This is a genomic window from Lactiplantibacillus paraxiangfangensis (assembly GCF_036246185.1).
GTDB classification, from domain to species: domain Bacteria; phylum Bacillota; class Bacilli; order Lactobacillales; family Lactobacillaceae; genus Lactiplantibacillus; species Lactiplantibacillus paraxiangfangensis.
Genome location: NZ_BTPW01000016.1, coordinates 1 through 18,868 on the forward strand (window position 1 = coordinate 1; position 18,868 = coordinate 18,868).

At 46.0% G+C, this 18,868-nt stretch carries 15 protein-coding genes; 8 read left to right on the forward strand and 7 right to left on the reverse strand.

Annotated elements, in window-relative coordinates; genetic code table 11:
* The 3 genes from AAA939_RS09690 to AAA939_RS09700 all read right to left on the reverse strand — a co-directional run.
* Nucleotides 1-337: transposase family protein (locus tag AAA939_RS09690; protein WP_338230860.1), on the reverse strand; the 337-nt coding region annotated here is incomplete at its 3' end.
* Between the two features lie 196 nt (nucleotides 338-533).
* A complete protein-coding gene (locus tag AAA939_RS09695) occupies nucleotides 534-731 on the reverse strand; it encodes an LBP_cg2779 family protein (protein WP_057705508.1) in 198 nt (65 codons plus the stop codon).
* Nucleotides 732-851: 120 nt separating this feature from the next.
* Nucleotides 852-2,501: a phosphoenolpyruvate carboxykinase (ATP) gene (locus AAA939_RS09700; RefSeq protein ID WP_338230861.1), complete on the reverse strand. Its 1,650-nt coding sequence runs from the start codon at nucleotides 2,499-2,501 to the stop codon at nucleotides 852-854.
* A gap of 378 nt (nucleotides 2,502-2,879) precedes the next feature.
* Here AAA939_RS09700 and AAA939_RS09705 point away from each other — a divergent pair, with 378 nt between their 5' ends.
* From AAA939_RS09705 to AAA939_RS09715, 3 genes are all read left to right on the forward strand, one after another.
* Nucleotides 2,880-3,548, forward strand: a complete 669-nt coding sequence (locus AAA939_RS09705; RefSeq protein ID WP_338207814.1) for a TetR/AcrR family transcriptional regulator — start codon at nucleotides 2,880-2,882, stop codon at nucleotides 3,546-3,548.
* A 169-nt stretch (nucleotides 3,549-3,717) separates the two neighbouring features.
* Nucleotides 3,718-4,215 carry a MarR family winged helix-turn-helix transcriptional regulator gene (locus AAA939_RS09710; RefSeq protein WP_338225868.1) on the forward strand — a complete coding sequence of 166 codons (498 nt, stop codon included), beginning with the start codon at nucleotides 3,718-3,720 and terminating at the stop codon, nucleotides 4,213-4,215.
* Nucleotides 4,216-4,390: 175 nt separating this feature from the next.
* On the forward strand, nucleotides 4,391-5,506 hold the full coding sequence (locus AAA939_RS09715; protein ID WP_338207816.1) for a DUF4767 domain-containing protein: 1,116 nt from the start codon (nucleotides 4,391-4,393) through the stop codon (nucleotides 5,504-5,506).
* 140 nt (nucleotides 5,507-5,646) lie between these two features.
* Here the strand turns inward: AAA939_RS09715 and AAA939_RS09720 are convergent, their stop codons facing one another.
* On the reverse strand, nucleotides 5,647-6,618 hold the full coding sequence (locus AAA939_RS09720) for a DUF1002 domain-containing protein (RefSeq protein WP_338207817.1): 972 nt from the start codon (nucleotides 6,616-6,618) through the stop codon (nucleotides 5,647-5,649).
* 178 nt (nucleotides 6,619-6,796) lie between these two features.
* Between AAA939_RS09720 and AAA939_RS09725 the strand changes: the two genes are divergently transcribed.
* The 4 genes from AAA939_RS09725 to AAA939_RS09740 all read left to right on the forward strand — a co-directional run bounded on the left by AAA939_RS09725 (nucleotide 6,797) and on the right by AAA939_RS09740 (nucleotide 9,206).
* A complete protein-coding gene (locus AAA939_RS09725; RefSeq protein ID WP_338207818.1) occupies nucleotides 6,797-7,120 on the forward strand; it encodes a hypothetical protein in 324 nt (107 codons plus the stop codon).
* An 18-nt stretch (nucleotides 7,121-7,138) separates the two neighbouring features.
* Nucleotides 7,139-7,708, forward strand: a complete 570-nt coding sequence (locus tag AAA939_RS09730; RefSeq protein WP_338207819.1) for a TetR/AcrR family transcriptional regulator — start codon at nucleotides 7,139-7,141, stop codon at nucleotides 7,706-7,708.
* Between the two features lie 2 nt (nucleotides 7,709-7,710).
* Nucleotides 7,711-8,229, forward strand: a complete 519-nt coding sequence (locus AAA939_RS09735) for an O-acetyl-ADP-ribose deacetylase (protein ID WP_338207820.1) — start codon at nucleotides 7,711-7,713, stop codon at nucleotides 8,227-8,229.
* A 143-nt stretch (nucleotides 8,230-8,372) separates the two neighbouring features.
* On the forward strand, nucleotides 8,373-9,206 hold the full coding sequence (locus AAA939_RS09740) for an undecaprenyl-diphosphate phosphatase (protein ID WP_338207821.1): 834 nt from the start codon (nucleotides 8,373-8,375) through the stop codon (nucleotides 9,204-9,206).
* A gap of 92 nt (nucleotides 9,207-9,298) precedes the next feature.
* Here the strand turns inward: AAA939_RS09740 and AAA939_RS09745 are convergent, their stop codons facing one another.
* From AAA939_RS09745 to AAA939_RS09755, 3 genes are all read right to left on the reverse strand, one after another.
* The gene (locus AAA939_RS09745; RefSeq protein WP_338230862.1) at nucleotides 9,299-15,751 is read right to left on the reverse strand and encodes a BspA family leucine-rich repeat surface protein; all 6,453 of its coding nucleotides are present in this window, start codon (nucleotides 15,749-15,751) and stop codon (nucleotides 9,299-9,301) included.
* Nucleotides 15,752-16,262: 511 nt separating this feature from the next.
* On the reverse strand, nucleotides 16,263-16,727 hold the full coding sequence (locus AAA939_RS09750; protein ID WP_338207823.1) for a threonine/serine exporter family protein: 465 nt from the start codon (nucleotides 16,725-16,727) through the stop codon (nucleotides 16,263-16,265).
* A gap of 12 nt (nucleotides 16,728-16,739) precedes the next feature.
* On the reverse strand, nucleotides 16,740-17,474 hold the full coding sequence (locus tag AAA939_RS09755) for a threonine/serine exporter family protein (protein ID WP_420914909.1): 735 nt from the start codon (nucleotides 17,472-17,474) through the stop codon (nucleotides 16,740-16,742).
* Nucleotides 17,475-17,682: 208 nt separating this feature from the next.
* Here AAA939_RS09755 and AAA939_RS09760 point away from each other — a divergent pair, with 208 nt between their 5' ends.
* The gene (locus AAA939_RS09760) at nucleotides 17,683-18,543 is read left to right on the forward strand and encodes an aldo/keto reductase (protein WP_338207825.1); all 861 of its coding nucleotides are present in this window, start codon (nucleotides 17,683-17,685) and stop codon (nucleotides 18,541-18,543) included.
* Nucleotides 18,544-18,868: the final 325 nt, after the last annotated feature.

Sequence of the window (18,868 nt, forward strand, 5' to 3'; positions counted from 1 at the left end):
AGATAATCATTTGCTTCGTATCTTCTGATATCTGGCAATGCGGTTTAACTAATGATGTTTGTGCGCTAAAAGTATGCTTACAGGATTTACACCGATAACGTTGCTTACGCAATTTTAAAATAATTGGCCGTTCTTTGACTGGGGGCATTCTGACATTAATTAGATTAGTCCCAAAACGTACTACTTCTGGCTGGCCACAAAGTGGGCAGTTCTCTAAAGGATAGGTCAGTTTGGCGTGAACAACCTGTTTGCTTGGATCACTACTATCAATATCAGTACAAATAATATTTGGGTCTTTAATTTGAAGAGTATCTTCGATAAAATGGTTTTGGGACATCTTTTCTCACTTGCCTTTACTTTTACTTTGGTCGGTGCTAGTGGTGCATTGAGGAGATTTGTCCTTTTTATTTTACACAAAAACTGGGTGTTGATGGAAATCCATCAACACCCAATATTCTAGAGCCAAAATAATTCATGATACAAAACACCCCGCAGTTCAGCTGCGGGGTGTTTGTTTGTAAATAATTTAAAGGTTAAGCTTTAGCCTTACTGTTTATGAATTTCTTCAATAATTGTAGCTCTTCTTGTGTTGGTGTTACTTCACCGGATTTAATGTTGTGAATCCGTTCAACTGATAGTTGACTGCCAAAGGCCAGATCATTATCCGTGAAGTGGTGATCACGTTCAAACGCAATGATCTTTTCTGATAATTGACTTAATGGTAGTTCCATGCTCCTCACCCCGATTGTTAGAATTCGTAAAAGTTCAGTGCTCTGTAACTGATACTTTTATTATAACCTTAATTCATTTAAAACGGGGAATGAATGCCATCCGAGTTATGGTTTTACAAATTATTGAAGCAGTTGCTTGTGCAATTTCATCAAAACATCTGTGATTTCGTGTGGTAGTTGGTCGTTATTACTATGCTGATATTGATCGACGAAATTAGCCCGAATAGCTAAGCGCGCAGCGACTAATTTACGATAATCGCGATTGTCGTAGTCAACGGGAAAATCGGCCAACTTCAAGTTTTGCATGTGGTCTAAACCGGCAAAGGATTCCCACTCAGTGCTTTCATTGACGATTGCTTCCAAGGCGCCCAAGGTGATTTCCTTAGGAATCTTTTTATCGCCGAAGAAACCGGTGTTAAGGAGGTAACAATCAAGGTGCCGTTCTTCTAGTAAGGCTTTGAAATCGTGATAGTCTTCCGAAAGTGGGTAGACCCTAAATGGATTGGCAAATGGTTCAATGACTAGGGCGTCACGATCCACGTCGCCGATGATGTTTTCAGCGGTACTCCGCTTAGTGGCCAAAGTTACCCCGAACGTTGCGGCTAAGACCGGATCGTCCACTTTGATAACGGGTGGCAGGCTGTCGTCCTTCATAATCCAAAAGATGGCGTTAATTGGGGCATTTTCCTTATCAACCCGATTAGTGGAAGCGTAACGCGATTTGATGGTCCGGCCATTCCCGTTACGGAGGTCTTCAGTAACGAGAACTTTGCGGTTGTTGGCATCCAGCGTTACCCCAACGTTTTGAACGGTCATGAAATACTTAGTTTCGTTCGAAGTCATCGGGTAATCGTTGGTTTTATCAAAGTAAGACGGTTCCAAAGCAACGGAACGACCAGTCTTTCGGTTAATCACGAACGCATCGTCGTGTAAAACGGTGATGTCATACTTATAACCGTGTTTAGCGTGGGTCAGGGTCGATTTACCAGAACCCGACAGTCCAAACATTGCGAAGACTTGGTCCTGTTTGTCTTTAAAGTGGAAGGCTTTTAGGCCACCGTGGCAAGAAACGTAGCCGTGGCGGTGCGCAATTGACCAAGCGAGGGTCAACGTTGATTTTTTGAGCTCGCCAAAATAGGACATGCCTAAAATGGCCGCAACGTTATGTTTGGGATCGAAGATGGCTAAGCCGTCCGGGTAATCGGGATCGTGGTACGTGGGGTCAGCGTAGATATAAATGTCGCCTTCAGGATACGCCACGGAATCGGCAAACATCTTCTTGTAGGCATCTGTCAGCGGCTGAAAGTTCAGCATGTAAGAGAGCAGGTTGTTGGCAAATCCTTCAGGAACGGCTAAGTGTGCCCGGACGATGAAGTCTTCGTCAAGACCGACAAAAACGTCGGTTTTAATGAACTGTTGTTGCCGACTGGCATAGATGGCTTGTCGCAGACGACCCGCCATGTCGGCTTCGTCCACCCCAGCGTTGCCGAGAATGCGGCGAGCTTGGGCCGTACGACCAACCACTTTACCGGTGTTGGCGACGAGCATCTTAGCGTCTTCAGGCAGGCCTAAATCAGTTGGCCGATAGATCGGTAAGTCGGTTTTGACCGTACCGGGGTCCTGAGTCGCTAACTCGTAGGCGGTGGCGACGTCAGTAATGTGGGTCATGTTGTTTCCATAGAATGCCGTTTCAACCGTGGAACGAATTTGTGAAAAAATGGGGTTGCTACGGCCGATATCGGCTAGTGGGTATGAATTATCAGTGCTCATAGTAAGTGCCTCCCTGTCTCAGTTGATAGATTAATCTTATCACAAAAAAGCAGATGTGAAAGCGCTTTATTTATTATTATAGAAGACATTTGTTATGATCTAAAACCCGAAAAATCGCAAGTGGAAAACAGTTATTGACCAGTCAAAGATATGAATTTGAAAGATTGTGCAAAAGGTATTATATAATAATTTTATATCAATAATAAATTAAATTTTACGACAGCCCTTAAATAGTACTTGCGTTGAAAGCTATATTAGTATAGTTTATTTAGTGGACGTAATTATAAGGGTCATTTGATTTCTAATAACCAAATCGAAGATGATTGGGACTTGTTACGGCGGTGATAAGTGCTAATCATGATTGGAGATGTGCCATTCATGCCACGAAAACGGAATACGCAGCGGCGAATGGAAATTGTGAACGCTGCATTTCGATTATTTGCCGAGCAAGGCTACGATAATGTTCAGATGAAGGATATTGCAGATGAGTGTGATATCAGTAAATCACTGCTACAGCACTATTTTCCTAAGAAAATTGTCTTGCTAAGTACCATGCTGAATGAATTAATGCTTAGCGCGTTTGTTTACGGAAATGAGCAGCTGACGGCACTTTCAGCTGAACAACGGACCATGATCCAAATGGGATTTTTACTGCGGATGCTGGATGAGAACCCGACCATCGAACATTTTATTAAAGATGTGTTTGAAAGTCCGGAGCTGACGACCGAAATTGTCTTGGTGACCTTGGATTGGCTCGAAGCCATCGGGGTTGACGGTGAGACCTTGACGATTCGTTACGCCACCAATTTTGCCGTATCTGGTGGGATGGCTGTGTTCTTTAAGCGTAAGCTGCTTAGAGCTAGTGTCGAGGGGATTGCAGAGAATATTGATCACGCGTTCTACCTATTATTAGGTGAGGATTCACAAAAGATTAATCAGATCTACTTGAGTACGGCTAAGTATTGTACGGATCGGTATTATCAAGCGTTTATTACCAATTTACACGAACATTCCACGATTAATTTACGTGCTGAAATACAAATTTAATATTAAAAGTAACCTTAAAAACTTGTATTCCTTAAAATATACTAGTACACTTTAAAGCGGGGAAATGATAAACGACGCTTACTAATTTTTTAGAAAAAGCTATGGGGCGAATTATGAAGGGTTTGTTTGAGTAATAATTCGACTTTTAGATTGAAAGGGAGACTTGAAAATGAATGACGATATGGAATTTTTTAACCGATTTAGCCATATGTATTTACATGGCTTTAAAAACTTGTCGGATATGTTTGCAGAGCCAGCTACAGAACACGGGATTACGTTAGACGAATTTTACATCTTATACGATATTGCAGAAGCTAAGGGTAAAATTCGTTTGATGGATATCGCTGAAAGTCATGGCGTAACTCGGTCAGCTATCTCACGGTTAATTGGCCGCTTATTACGCAAAGACTACTTATACCAAGAAGCCGAAGATCATGATCGGCGTAACAAGGTATTGAAGTTAACGCCAGAAGGGGCACGGGTTGAACACGAAGTCTTTACTGAACTGTTACAACGGAACCGTGAATGGCGTCAGTCTTTCAATTTAGCTAAGCAGTACCAAACATTAGACTTAGTTGATGAATTCATGGACAAGTTTGTTAACGAAAACGCTAGCAAACAAACCAAGAAGACGACTTATACAGACATTAAACGCGCAGAAGCGTAATGCATTTAAAATGGCTCAGCAATTTGTTGCTGGGCCATTTTTTTAGATTGGGGGTACCGGTTGGATCACAGTAGTGAACACGGTGACCAAATTAGGTTCAATCAAAATTGAATTGCTAATTTTAAAGTGTTTTAATAAAAATGTAAATCAATCTATTTAAAAGGGGTTCACAAAAATGCGGAAGGGTATCATTATTGCGGTCAGTGTCTTAAGCGGTTTACTGGCGGCTTGTAGCAATCAGGGGAGCACGTCGTCACAGCCTAAGTCCAGTTCATCATCGAAGGTGGCCAAAAGTAAGTCGTCGTCCGTTGGTAAGCTAGCTGCGCGACCATCAGTATCGAACGAGCACAGCACAAGCCAGAAGAGCGGTCCTTGGAACGATGAGAAGAGCCAACAATTGTCTTCCTTCATGGATAGCTGGGGGACGACGATGAAGCAAGAGTACGACAGCTACGGTCCGAATAATAATACGGACTTTTATGGGTTGAAGTATCCGGCGCAATTTAAAAAGGATAATTTAATGGCTAATAACCAGGCTGCGACTTTTGCTTGGTCCGATAATGGGAAGGGCCCGGTCGATTACGAAGTTGTGGCGATCTATTCGGACTCAGAACATGAAAATTCAATGGGCTCACACCTCTACCTGTTTACTTTGCATAAGGGGGAGCCAGTGGTTTTGATCACTGAACAAAACCAGGGTAATGAAGAAAATAAAGTTTACTTTAAAACTACAGAAAATACGGATTTAGCCGACGGGTTCAGCAAAATCGTGAATGGTCAGTCAGCAACGACGTCGACTAAGAGTCAGAAGACGACAACTAAGGACAGTAGCAGTGATAGTAACAAGCCAAAGCCGTACGACATCAGTTCAGCAATGCAGGGAACCTGGTACTCAGTTGATGACAAGGGTAAGATGACCAAGACAACCTTTACGGCACACACGATTACATTTCCAGGTGCGGGTGATAAGCCATATACGAGTACTTGGTATATGGATGATGACAGTGATCCCGATGATCGGTCTAACGTTCATAACGACTGGGATCGGGTTGGCGGCGTGTATAATCGCGACGGCATCGAGCTGATCAACGTGCGTGGTTGGAATCAGAGCGCTGGTGCCGGTTCGTATTATGGTGTTAAGCAAGAGACCGTTAATGGTAAGTCAACGGACGTATTAATTAGTGCTGGGGGTGCGGACGTCTTGTGTTACATGACATCTTACCGTACGGCGGCGATGGCAAAACAGCAAGGAACCAAAAAGTTTGATGATATTACCTATGATGAAGATTAGACTTATCTAGAATTGATAGGATTTTTTTGAGCCTTAAAAAATTTGTACTATGAAAAACAGACGTACAGCCAAAAATTTGGTTGTACGTCTATTTTCAGTTATAAGGGCCTTTTAGGTCACAGCCCTTTATTAAGGATCAATTACCCAAAGATGGATTTAAAAATCGAACTGAAGAAGTTCACAATTGCGTCCCAAATCTTTTGGAGTAAGTTTTGATTTTCCTTGGTATTGAGTTTACTGAAAACACCCTTAGCGTTAGACTGGATGTTTTTCATGAGGGAGCTCGCTTGGTTCTTGAAACTCGATGAATCTAACGCACCCGAGTCTCTGACCTTAACTAGTAAATTAATAATTTGGGTCTTTTGATTGTTAGTAATGACATTAGTTAAGTTATTATTGGTGATTTGTTGGTTAACAATCGTTGTAATTTCGTTTTTAGTGACGTTGCTACCCTTTTTAGCCATTTCTTGCTTGGCGCCAGCCACCGCGTTGTTTAACTGCGCATCGGTATAGCCGTCTTTGTTCTTGTTGTCCTTCGTAATTCCACTCAGTGTCCCCAATTCGTCTTGGGCGGCACTGACTTGCTTGGCGTTTAAACTATTGCCGTTCTTAGCATAGGCGGCGTAAATTCCGGCAAGGGCACCCGAACCATCAATCGGTGTAGCGGACGTGATGTAAATGTTGGCATCCGCAATCCCCGCGGTTAACGCCGCGTTCTTATATTGATCAGCCGTAATGGTCGTGATGTTGTTACTCCCATTGTAGTCGAGAATTTTAACGTTGATTCCTGAACCAGAACTGGTCTTTTCAATCATTGCACTGGACCAAACACCCGAACTACTCGTGAAACTTTCACCGGCTGGGTTCAAGTATTTGACCAAGGTGTCCCCGTTGACCGTTAAAGTTTGGTAGTTGTCGGCATTACTTAAAGCACTCGTTAACGTCTTGATGGTGCCTGTTTTTTGACTACTGGTTAAGCTACTTCCCAGCGTGACAATCGGTTCGTCGCTGGTATCGTCGGCGTGTGCCATGGCCTGCCAGCTGCCTAAACTAAATACTAGGGTGGCGAGTAACGCGACCCATTTAAAGTTAAAACTAATTCGTTTCGCCATGATAATTTCCTCCGCATCTTAACTAATGCGACTTAATTATAGCAGATTCACCCAACGTCTTTTGAGTCGGGCAACGAAATTTGAGAGACTTCTAACCTTTTTAAGTTATCTTTATCATTTGCGAGTGGTGGGTGGGTTCGCTATACTCGGATTAAAAGGGATGAAGAGGGGTTTAATAATGACCAATAATCGCGTAATTAATAGTTTAAGCTATCTGAGTATTATCTTTTTACCCGTGCTGTTTCCACTAATCGTATGGCTACTGACGGGTAACAATCCGGACGCACACCGGGCTGCGGGTAAAGCGTTCTGGTTGCATTTATTACCCGTAGTGATGGGCATCATCTTTGTGATCATTCTCGGTGTGACGGGGATGGTCATGAATAACTTTGTCAATAGCGGTTGGTTAGCCGTTGTCTTAATGGCGGTCCTAGCCATTGCCGCGTTAGGCAGTTACTTATGGTCAATAGTGCGTGGAATTCAGTATTTAATTGCAGACTAAGTGATTGGAGGAATTTGAATGGCATCAGTAGAAACGACCGCTAAAACGGCGATGATGGTTCAATTTTGGCAAGCGGGTTACGGTCAAACGACGGTCGCCGATTTGGTGACGGCTAGCGGCTTATCGCGCTCGCAATTTTACCGGCAGTATCATAGTAAGGCGGTGGCGTTACGCCAATGCTTACAGTTATACCAAACGACTTTGGATGCGCAACTCACGCAGTTGATCGAACGGGACCGGGCGCGTCAGACGCCATTATTTGCCGTGTTAGCGGACTGCTTATTGATGCCTTTTCAAAGTGAACAGTGGCCAGCAGGCTGTCTGATGGTTAATCTAATGGCCGAAGTGGGGGCACGGGATGCGGTAGTGGCCGCGCAACTCCAAACGGTTTATACGAATTTACAATCGCGCTTAGCCGGTCTATTGGTGCCGCGGGCCAACCAGTTACCAGCCACGGCGGCCGAGGTAGCGGCGAGCTTGATGCAGGTTCGGAGTGGTCTCCAGCTGCTAGCCAAACAAAATCCGGGTGCCGCCCAACTGAAGCGCCAGGCGCAAATGAGTGTCCGGCTAATTTTAGGGGAGGCTTAATCATGGTGACGATTAAAATTATTCATGGCGACATTACCAAAGTTGCGGTGGATGCCATCGTTAACGCGGCGAATACGAGTTTGCTAGGTGGTGGTGGTGTGGATGGCGCCATTCATCGTGCGGCTGGTCCCGAGTTACTTGAGGCTTGCCGCGCTCTCCATGGTTGTGAAACGGGTGAAGCGAAGCTGACGAAGGGCTATCAGTTGCCTGCCAAGTACGTGGTGCATACGCCCGGTCCCATTTGGCGGGGTGGTCAGCATAACGAGGTGCCGCTGCTGGCGAATAGTTACCGGAACAGTTTGAATGTCGCGGCTGCCCAAGGGTGTCAAACGGTGGCGTTTCCATCGATCAGTACCGGGATTTATCGGTTTCCACTAGCGATTGCCGCTCCCTTAGCCTTGCAAACGTTGCAGCAGACGGCCACAAGTACCGCAAAAAGTGTTACGTTGATTGAGATTGTTTGTTTTGATGATCAAACTCAAGACGCCTTTGAATCAGCGTTGGCAGCGCTACCTAAGTAATCTTTACGAAAAAGATACCCTTGAATGCTATTATCTCAGATAGTCGCTTGCTATAATGTGAATAAGCTGACAGTCAAAATGACTGCCAATTTAATCTGCGCGGTTTTAGTGAACCGGGCCTTTAAAAAGAAAGGAATTCGCTTGTGTTAGATATTTTTAAAGCGGTAATCTTGGGGATTGTTGAAGGGATTACTGAATTCTTACCAATTAGTTCGACGGGTCACTTGGTGTTAGTTGATGAATTCATCAAGATGCAACAGTCCACGCAATTTACGGACATGTTCAACGTGGTGATTCAATTAGGGGCCATCATGGCGGTCGTTGTCTTGTACTTCCATAAGTTGAATCCGTTGTCACCGCGCAAAGATCGTACTGAAAAGCGCGATACGTGGGTGTTATGGAGTAAAGTGATCCTTGCCGTGATTCCATCGGTGATCGTTGGGTTACCATTGAATGACTGGATGGATGCACATTTAATGAACTGGGAAGTGGTCTCCGCTGCCTTGATCGTTTATGGGATCCTCTTCATCGTGATTGAAAACCACAACAAGGCGTTAACACCACGGTTCGCTGATTTGAAGACGTTACCTTTTACGACGGCTTTATTCATTGGGTGTTTCCAACTCTTATCATTGGTACCGGGGACGTCACGTTCTGGGGCAACCATTTTAGGGGCCATCTTGATTGGAACGTCACGGTACGTTGCGACTGAATTCTCCTTCTTCATGGCGATTCCAACGATGTTTGGGGCGTCACTCTTGAAGTTAGTGAAATTCTTCGCCCACGGGGGTTCCTTAGCCGGCCTACAAGGCGTGGTCTTAGCCGTTGGGGTCATCGTCTCCTTCGTTGTGGCCTACTTAGCCATTCGTTTCTTACTGGATTACATCAAGAAGAACGACTTCAAGATCTTCGGTTGGTACCGAATCGTCCTTGGGGTAATTGTGATTGCTTACTTTGCCGTAAAGACTTTGATTTAGTATTAATATTTGAAAAAATAGCTATTAACTAAAGAATCCCGTGAATGAACAACCTAAATTGGTTGCTTATTCACGGGATTTTTTAGTCTAACTTATTTGTTTTGACGGCGGGTTCCAGCAAGGCTGACCAAGCTTGTTAAGCTAATGATCAGAGCGCCAACAACGGTCCAACCGTTGCCTGACCGTTCGTCGGTCTGTGGCAAGGTTGTTGCCGAGTTGTGTGCCGGTTTCTGGTCCGTCGTGTTCTGGTTCACGTGATCGGTAGTAGCATGAACGGTCAAACCGTTATGCGACGACTTGGTGGCCTGTGGCGAGGCAGTCGCTGGTTTATTCGCCAGTTTCTGGGTCGTTGCGGGGTTTACGTGGTCAGTATCAGATTGAACAGTCGAGCCGTTATCAGACTTCTTAACATTCTGCGGCAAGGTTGTTGCCGGTTTGTTAACTGTATTCTGGTGCACATCGTCGGCAGTAGGCTGGTCCGTCGAACCGCTAGTCGCTGGTTTATTCACCGGTAGTTGGGCCGTGTTTCCAGGAGTCGGGTTACCGGTATTCGGCTTAGTTGTTGCGGTCGGCGTTCCAGGTTTCACGGTGTGAGGATTGTCGGGGGTAGTCGTCGGGTGATCGCCGGTTCCTGGCTTATTGGTCGTTCCGCCAGTGATGGAATTTTGACCGGTGACCGTAACGAGCGCAATCGTTGTGATGAGGTTGCCCGCGGCGTCCGTGTAGTGATAAATAGCCTGATAATTGCCAGCGTGGCTTGTATCCACGTTGTTGGTGACCGTAACTGACGCTAGCGCAACGGTTTTGCCGGTTGCATCCGTCGCACTGACGAAACTATTGGCCGCTGTCCAGGTTTGGCCAACTTTCAGCGTTAGGTTTTTAACGACGATGTCAGCTTTAGTGGCAACGACGTGAACGAGGGCTGGCTTGGTGATTTGGTGGCCAAACGCGTCGGTATAGCGGTAGCGGACCATATACGTGCCGATTTGATGTGTGTTGACATCTTCAGCGCCCGTAACGGTGATGGCATTAAAGCTAACTGCGTTTCCATACGCGTCGGTGGCGCTCACAAAGTTATCACTTGGTTGCCACGTTGCGTTGACGCCGACCGTGATAGTTTGGTCAGTCACGTCAAGGGATGTTTGGGCAGCTAAGACGGTCACGGTTGATGCTTGTTGCGCCGCGTTGCCGTAACAATCTTGATAGCGGTAGGTCACCGTGTACTGGCCAGCTTGGTCGGTGTTGACGTTGCCCGTAACCGTGACACCAGTTAATGGTACGTTTTGACCCGTTGTATCGGTAGCGCTGATAAAGCCAGCTGCCGGTGTCCAGGTTTGCCCCTGCATGAGGGTGACGTCCTTGGCTTGGACTGTGGCTTTAGAGGCGACAACGGTGACCTTAATGGTTGCTGTTGCCGTCATGCCGTATTGGTCCGTGTAGGTATACGTGACATTTTTAGTACCAGGTTGACTAGAATCAACGGTCTCGCCGCTGACAGTCAATTGCTTAAAGGCGAGTGGCTGACCATCGGCACCGAGGGATTGGTCGACGGCCGATTCGGGTTGCCAAGGCTGATTTTGGGTCAAAGTGACGTCATGGGCAGTAATGGCGGTGCCATCAACAACCACCATGTGCGTCGTCGTTGCATCGTTACCGAATTCGTCGGTGAACTGATAGGTGACGTAATAGCTACCAGCTATAGTAGTATCAACGTTGTCGGTGACGGTAGCAGCATCTCTAGCAACCGTTTTTCCAGTAAAGTCGGTGATTTGATCCAGGTTGTCACTAGCTTGCCAAGGCGTGCCCACTTTGATGACACTGTCGTGACCAGTGACGCTAACTTTAGACCCAATCACGGTTAGCGTTGCTTTGGCCGTAACGGGTTTACCGATTGCGTCGACGTACGTGTAAACCAATTGATAAGTCCCGGGTTTAGTCGTGGTTGGGGTAACTGAATTGTCGCTGTCATCCGTAGCGGTAACGACGATCAGACCGTCAGCGGGTAAGTCATCCCCAAAAATATCGGTGGCTTGATCAAGGTTGGTTGCAATCGTCCAAGTGTTGGCTGGTGTCTGGTTGACGATGGCGTTTTTCGTTGTCAGGGTCGTCTTATCGGTTTGCCAAACGTAGGTATCGGCCATGGTTGCACCGTCGTATTTAGCCATTAAGTCCTTGGAAGTATAAATTTGTTTAGCCGTGTTGACCCAGTGACCATCATACTGGTCATTGTCTGGCACGTCGTTGAGGTCGATGTTGGTGTCGGTACCGGTTAACCGGGCATTTTGTCCTAAAACTAACGTACTCAAAACGGGAGTGTTCGTTAGCATTGGCGCAACCGTGGTCAAGGCACACATGTCAAAGCTGGAAATATCTAAGTCGGTTAGGGATTTATCGCTAGTGAACATGTTCCCCATGTCGGTAACTTTGCTAGTATCCCAATTAGTAAAGGCAAGCTTGGTTAACGCATAATCGCGACTGAACATTTCATAAGTATTCGTTAGGTTTGGCGTATGCCAATTAGCGACGTCCAGCGTTTTAACTGAAAAGTCATCATCAAACATGTCACCGGCATCTGTCAGCTGACTAGGATTCCAATTAGCCACATCTAATGTTTCTAGGGCATGATCATCAGCAAACATGGCATAGGCGTTTTGAAGATTGCTTAGTTGCCAGTTGGCGGTGTTTAAAGTACTTAAGACGTTATCTCCATCGAACATCGCGAAGCCGTTTTGTAAGTTTGCCAAGTTCCAATTAGTGACGTCTAAAGCCGTTAATTTGACGTCTTCGTAGAACATGTTGACACCGTTCGTCAGTTGATCTAAGTGCCAATTTTGAGTTGGCAGGCTGGTTAGACTGCTCATCGTACTGAACATCGCGAAGCCGTCTTGTAAGTTTGCCAAGTTCCAATTAGTGACGTCTAAAGCCGTTAATTTGGCGTCTTCGTAGAACATGTCGCCACCGTTTGTTAGTTGATCCAAGTGCCAATTTTGAGTTGGCAAGCTGGTTAGACTGTTCATCGTACTGAACATCCCATCGGCAAGCTGGAGTTTCCGTAGATCCCAATTGGTTGTATCTAGCGTGGTCAGTCCGGTTGCTTCGTAGAACATGCCCCCAGCGTCAACGAGGTTTTGAAAGCCCCAGTTAGCGACGTCAAGGGTCGTTAGGGCGCCGTCTTGGAAAAACATGTCACGGGCATTGGTCAAATTATCAAGCTGCCAGTTCGTGGTATCTAAGTGCGCGAGTTGATAATTTTGATAAAACATTTCGTGCATATTTTGGACGTTTGGCACTTGCCAGTTAGCCGCGTTCAACGATGTCAATGCGGTGTCGTAAACAAACATGTAAGACATATCAGTGACACCGTCTGCTTGGAGACCACTTAGATCAGCCGTTGTTAAACTAGGGAAGTTGGAGAAAAAGCTACCCAAGCTCGTGATGGCGCTACTAATTTTCCAGTTCGTTAAGCTTAGCGTTATTAAACTATTCAGTTGCGCAAAGCTTTGGTCCATCGTGGTGAGATTCATTAAGCTCCAGTTGTTGGCGCTCAGGGTCGTTAATTTATCATCGTTGTTGAACAGGTAACTGATATCGGTTAAATGACTCGTGTCCCAATCATTAACGCTGAGCGTCTGTAAATTTGAAAACGCGGCGAATAATGACTTGATACTCGTGATGCCAGTACCTAGCTGCCAATTATTGGCGATGACCGTTGCTAACTGGGCATCACCGGTTAGCCAGAATCCCAGGTCAGTTAAACTCTTTAAGTTCCAGTTATTGACGTTTAAAGTGACTAACTTGGACATCCCGTAAAGCATGCCGTAGATGGTCGTGACGTTTTGCATGTCCCAATTGTCTAAGTCTAACGTGGTTAAACCGGTTGCACCGTAGAACATCTGCGACATATCTGTCACGTTACCGGTGTTCCATTTGGCGACATCTAAGGATTTTACGCTGGCGATACCGTCAAACATCTGTGACATGGTCGTGACCTTACTCGTATCCCAATTAGCGACATCGAGCGCGGTCAGGGCACCGTCGTGGTAAAACAGGTTGCTTGCGTCTGTAAGTGCTAGTGTTTGCCACTTAGAAACGTCGAGTGTTTTGAGTGCCGCCATTGAACTGAACATCCCATCGGCTAATTGAAGCTTGCTCATATCCCAATTAGTAACGGTTAAGTTGGTCAAGGCACTTGCGTTATAAAACATGGCACCGGCATCGGTTAAACGACTAGTATTCCAGTCGGAGACGTCTAGATCGGTTAGGGCACTGTCATCGGTAAACATGTTCCGCATCGTTGTGACGTGGCTTGTTTGCCAGCCGACAGTCTTAACGGTCGTTAAACTAGTATCTTCCGCGAACATTGAAGACATATCCTGATTGTTTTCTAGATTCCAGTTGTTTAAGTCGACAGTGGTTAATTGCGGATCTTTAAAAAACATTGATTTGGTACTGGTAACACCTTCAGCCGTCCAGCCACTTAAATCCACAGTTTTAAGGCTGGATAATTTACTAAATAAGCCACTGAAATCAGTAATGACGTTGTTCAGTTTCCAGTTCTGGGCGGTGAGTGTTGTTAAATTATTGAGACCAGCAAAGCTAGGCGCCATGGTAGTGACGTTACTGAGGTCCCAGTTATTAAGACTTAATGTTGTGAGGCTTGAATCGCCATTGAAGATGTCATTCAAATTGGTGACGTTACTGGTGTCCCAATCATTGAGGTTTAACGCTGTCAAGGCTTTGTCATTGGTGAACATACTATTCATGGTAGTGACGTTGCTTGTTTTCCAGTTTGCGAGGTCGAGTTGAGTTAAGCTGGTATCACCAGAAAAGGTCTGGGTGAAGTCGGTCGCACTATCGGTTTTCCAATTACTAAGATCTAGCGTGGCTAATTTCTGATCATTTTTGAAGGTCTCGTTAAAGCTGTTAACGTTACTGGTGTCCCAATCGTTGAGATTTAACGATGTCAAGGCCTTGTCGTTGGCGAACATACTATTCATCCTTGTGACGTGGCTCGTTTTCCAACCTGAGAGATTTAATTGAGTTAATACAGTATCACCGGAAAAGGTCCCATAGAAGTCGGTCGCACTATCGGTTTTCCAATTGCTAATATCTAGCGTGGCTAGACTCCGGTCATTTTGGAAGACTTCGCTGAAGCTGTTAACGTTACTGGTATCCCAACTAGCAACATCCAGGTTAGTTAAGGCGGAATCTCCGTAAAAAGCCCAAGTTAAGTTGGTGACGTTAGTCGTATTCCAAGTATGCAGGTCGAGGTTGGTTAGAGAAGAGTTGTTCATGAAGATGGCACCGAAATTCGTGACCTTACTCGTATCTAGTCCAGCGGCGTTAACGGCAACTAGGTTAGTGTCGCCGTCAAACATGTATTGCATTTGCGTCACGTGACTAGTTTTAAAACTGGTCACGTCGATGTTAGTCAATTGCGTGTTATTTTGAAACATGCAACCCATTGACGTCGTGTTGCTAGTATCCAACTGGTCTAAATTGACATACTTAGTGACGTTCGTTAAGCCGGCAAAGAGGTAGGCTGAACTGGTTGGGGCCGTTACCGCACCGTCGATGGAAACGGCGGTAATTTGGCTGGCATAGGCGTCCCATTTGCTGTGTTCGGCACCCGAGGCGTCCAGGGTGCCTGCATTGATATGTAAAACGCCCGCGCTGTCAATAGTCCACGCACTCGTCCCGTCCGTCCCACTGGCGATATCGGCGGCTAACGCAGCGGTCCGTAACAATGCGGCGCGTGAATTAGTTACTTTTTGTTCCAGATTGGCAGCCGCACCAACGGCAACGTTACTTGCCAAAAGGTTGAGGCTCGTGCTGGCTAAGTTTTGAGAAAGTTGATCAGTAGGATTCGTTGAGGTGACCGTGGTAGTTGCGGTGGCTAGCTCGTTAGTTGCGACGTTTTGCGTGGGGGTAGCTGCTTGACTGGTTGCGGGTGTTTGCGCCTGACTAGTCAAGTTAGATGGGGCGGTCGCTACGGACATTGGCACCGTTGACGTGGCCTGACTGTCGGTGTCGGTTGCGGTCGATTGGGTACTTACCGTGCTAGCACTACTGCTGGTCTGAGCTGCCGAACTGGTCGCGCTACTGTCAGTATCTAAACTGTGGTTATCAGTTGCACTTGATTGTAAAGCGGCTGCGCTGGTACTGGTTGCATTGCTAGCTGTACTTACACTGTTTTGATCAGTTGCGCTGGATTGCGAAGTAGCCGTGCTACTAGCCGTACTTGATTGTGAGACAGTGGTACTGGTTGAATTAGCTTTAGTCGTTGATGTTTGACTGGCGCTAGTTGCTGACTGGCTAGTACTTAAAGTGACCGTGTTGTTATTGAGACTGCTAGTAGCGGCAACGTCAGTGCTATCACTACTGCTGCTAGTATTGGCATTATTGCTATCCGCATGAGCCAGTAGGTTGCTTTGCCAACCAGTTACAAGGAGAACGCCGGCGAAGAGCCAAATACGGCCTTTTTTATACATTTTGTAATGTGTTTTTTTCATGGTGAGTCCGTTTTTTGTATGATTCAATTCCATGATAAAGTTGCTCCCTTGCCCGTATTGAAATTGGTCGGATAAAGTAAATATGAGCCAATCTGCACTATCAATTAAATAATATATTCATATAATTAAGCCGCTACTCATTATTAGTCTACCCCCTTAAATGGTATGAAACAAACTCAAAAGTACCGGCAGACGGGGGATGAAGATGGCTATGAAATATACAAACTAAGGGGAACGTGGGGTAATTTTCGGTTGTTGAATTGAGCCTATCAACCTAGGAATTATTAATAATTATTATGATGGATTATAAAAGAAAGTGATTTTTGAACAGGAAACACGTCATGAGGTTAAACTTGTGGAAAAAATGGGGCTAGATCATTACCGGTATTAATATTAATTATATGAGGACCACGCAATAATAATAAAAGTTGCCCAGCATTGATTATTGAGCACGTTGATTAATAGAGGCGATTTATTTTATAAAAAGTTAGTCGGCGGATTCACTATCTAAAGTGGCTCCGCCGACTATTTGATTTTATTGAATTTAATGAACTAGCCGCCATGCAATCCGGTTGATAAATTCAGCGATTAAGAAACCAATTGCAATGACCCCGGCGATGATGACGACCTGCGCAAGGTATTCTGAAGCAACGTGGGGGTGACCCGTCACGAGGTTACGAACGACCCGGTAAGACTGTCCTCCAGGAACCAATGGAACTAGGCTAGGAATGTTAAAAATAATCATGGGCATGTGCTTATAATGTGCCGCGAGCCCACTAGCAACCCCGATAACTACCGCGGCGATCAGATTACCGACGGCTAGTTTGACGTTGATACTAGTTGGTAATAAGAAATATAAAAATTCGTAGGTCAACCAACCCGCAGCGCCGACCCAACCACTGAGATTGAGGGCGCGCCGGGGAATGTTCAAGAGAACCCCGAAGCCGGCCGTTGCGAAGTAGGCTAAAACGAATTGGAGGATCCCAGTTGTTAAAATCCAGTGTCTCATAATGGTGTCCCCCTAATAGAAAAATGACGTCAAGGCGATGCCGACCCCGATTGCACACGCGGATAAAATTGCTTCGACGGCACGGGCGGGACCACTGAGTAAGTTGCCCGTCATCGTGTCACGGACGGCGTTGGTAATTGCGACCCCGGGGACTAATGGCATGACTGCACCAATAATAATGGCGTCGGGATGGTAACTTCCGGGGGCGACGTGTTCACCAATCAACGTGATTAGGCCAATAATTAACGCACCCATAAATTCACTTAAGAAGCGAATTGATCCGAGTCGGTTGACCCAATAGTAGGTGGAAAAGCCGAGGGTACCGGCGAGGGCGCACGTCACTAAATCAGCCGGGGTGGCGTGTCCGGTAAAGGCGACCATTAGTGGCACGCTAACGACCGCTGAAGCAATTAATAGCCAGCTGAAAGGGAACGTGGGCACGGCTTGATTGACTTGGTCTAACTGGGCGGCAAATTGCGTTAGGTCGATATCGTGGGCGGCAAACCGGCGTGACAAGGTGTTGACCTGATCCACTTTTTCAAGGTCCATGCCCCGACGATGAATGGCGCGCACTTGGCTGGTCGCCGCTTCCGGTAAGGAGACCGTAATGCCGGTCAACAAGACAAAAATTTGAGCGTCGGGGTACCCGGCATTGGTTGCGATGCGTTGCATGGTATCTTCCACTCGTTCAATTTCGGCACCGTTTTCGAGTAAAATGGCACCTGCCAGCAGTGTGGCTTGCAACATTATGTTCGTTTGTTCCACGTTCTGCGGCCTCCCCGGTAAATAAAGTGTTATTCAATCAGATAAAACTATTTTCTCACGAAATCGGACCATCGTCACTAATATTAGAACAGATTGTTTGACGGCGCCCCCTAGTTTCAGGGTAGAATTAACTTAACGAAGCACTGAAAACGAGTCGCTGTTTTTAGCGCTACTTTTAGGAGGCACTTTGATGACTGCTTTAACAAAACTCACCGATACGTATAGTTTAAATAACGGAACAAAGATTCCCATTGTTGGCTTTGGAACTTGGCAAACGCCCGACGGTAAAGTCGCATACGATTCCGTGCTGGCTGCTTTAAAGGCCGGCTACCGGCACATCGATACGGCCGCAGCTTATGGTAACGAAGACAGCGTTGGTAAGGCCATCGCCGATAGTGGTGTTGCCCGTGAAGACCTGTTCGTCACGACTAAACTTTGGAATGCGGACCACGGTTACGAAGCTGCCAAGGCGGCTTTGGAAACTTCTTTGAAGAAGTTAGGGTTAGACTACGTGGACTTATACTTGATTCACTGGCCAAATCCAGCTGCTATGCGCGACAATTGGGAACAATTAAACGCAGACACTTGGCGGGCCATGGAAGAAGCTTACGCTGATCGCAAAGCACGTGCAATTGGGGTTTCTAACTTCCGGCCAAAGCACTTGGATGCCTTGTTAAAGACGGCCAAAGTGATCCCTGCAGTTAACCAAATCTTCTTGAATCCTAGCGATACGGAAGACGAAGTGGTTGCTTATAACCGTGAACACGGGATTTTATCCGAAGCTTACAGTCCACTTGGTACTGGGAAGATTTTTGGTATTCCAGAATTGAAGACGATTGCTGATAAGTACCATAAGAGTGTTGCACAGGTCGTTTTACGTTGGTCCTTACAACACGGATTTTTACCATTACCAAAATCAGTACATGCTGATCGCATTGCGCAAAATACAGAATTGTTTGACTTCGAGTTAACCGATGCTGATATGAAGACGATTGACGGGATGCATGGCGTAGCTGGCTTAGCAAATGATCCAGATACGGTAAACTTCTAAATTTTAAAATCAACTAATCGGTGGTAAACGCCGGTCTAAAAAAGGGACTAATTTTGAGCTTGACGAATCCGTCAGGCTTAAAATTAGTCTCTTTAGTATTTGAAAATTTAGAATTGCTTTTAACACCGTAGCAGTAGTTATTCCTAAATTAGCCGCTCCGTCGGGTAGCCCTGGTGTGCTATGGGGGACGGTCCCAGCCGAAAAACGGTCTGGCACCTCAATTCAAAGCCGATAACCCGCGTCTTTGAATTGCCCCGCAAGATTAGCAGGAAAAAGCCCTGCTAATCTTGCCGACACAGCACACTAGGACTACCCGACTGTGCTA

Coding starts and splice junctions, on each gene's coding strand:
- AAA939_RS09695 (WP_057705508.1), bottom strand. CDS start 731: ATGGAACTACCATTAAGTCAATTATCAGAAAAGATCATTGCGTTTGAA.
- AAA939_RS09700 (WP_338230861.1), bottom strand. CDS start 2,501: ATGAGCACTGATAATTCATACCCACTAGCCGATATCGGCCGTAGCAAC.
- AAA939_RS09705 (WP_338207814.1), top strand. CDS start 2,880: ATGCCACGAAAACGGAATACGCAGCGGCGAATGGAAATTGTGAACGCT.
- AAA939_RS09710 (WP_338225868.1), top strand. CDS start 3,718: ATGAATGACGATATGGAATTTTTTAACCGATTTAGCCATATGTATTTA.
- AAA939_RS09715 (WP_338207816.1), top strand. CDS start 4,391: ATGCGGAAGGGTATCATTATTGCGGTCAGTGTCTTAAGCGGTTTACTG.
- AAA939_RS09720 (WP_338207817.1), bottom strand. CDS start 6,618: ATGGCGAAACGAATTAGTTTTAACTTTAAATGGGTCGCGTTACTCGCC.
- AAA939_RS09725 (WP_338207818.1), top strand. CDS start 6,797: ATGACCAATAATCGCGTAATTAATAGTTTAAGCTATCTGAGTATTATC.
- AAA939_RS09730 (WP_338207819.1), top strand. CDS start 7,139: ATGGCATCAGTAGAAACGACCGCTAAAACGGCGATGATGGTTCAATTT.
- AAA939_RS09735 (WP_338207820.1), top strand. CDS start 7,711: ATGGTGACGATTAAAATTATTCATGGCGACATTACCAAAGTTGCGGTG.
- AAA939_RS09745 (WP_338230862.1), bottom strand. CDS start 15,751: ATGGAATTGAATCATACAAAAAACGGACTCACCATGAAAAAAACACAT.
- AAA939_RS09750 (WP_338207823.1), bottom strand. CDS start 16,727: ATGAGACACTGGATTTTAACAACTGGGATCCTCCAATTCGTTTTAGCC.
- AAA939_RS09755 (WP_420914909.1), bottom strand. CDS start 17,474: ATGTTGCAAGCCACACTGCTGGCAGGTGCCATTTTACTCGAAAACGGT.
- AAA939_RS09760 (WP_338207825.1), top strand. CDS start 17,683: ATGACTGCTTTAACAAAACTCACCGATACGTATAGTTTAAATAACGGA.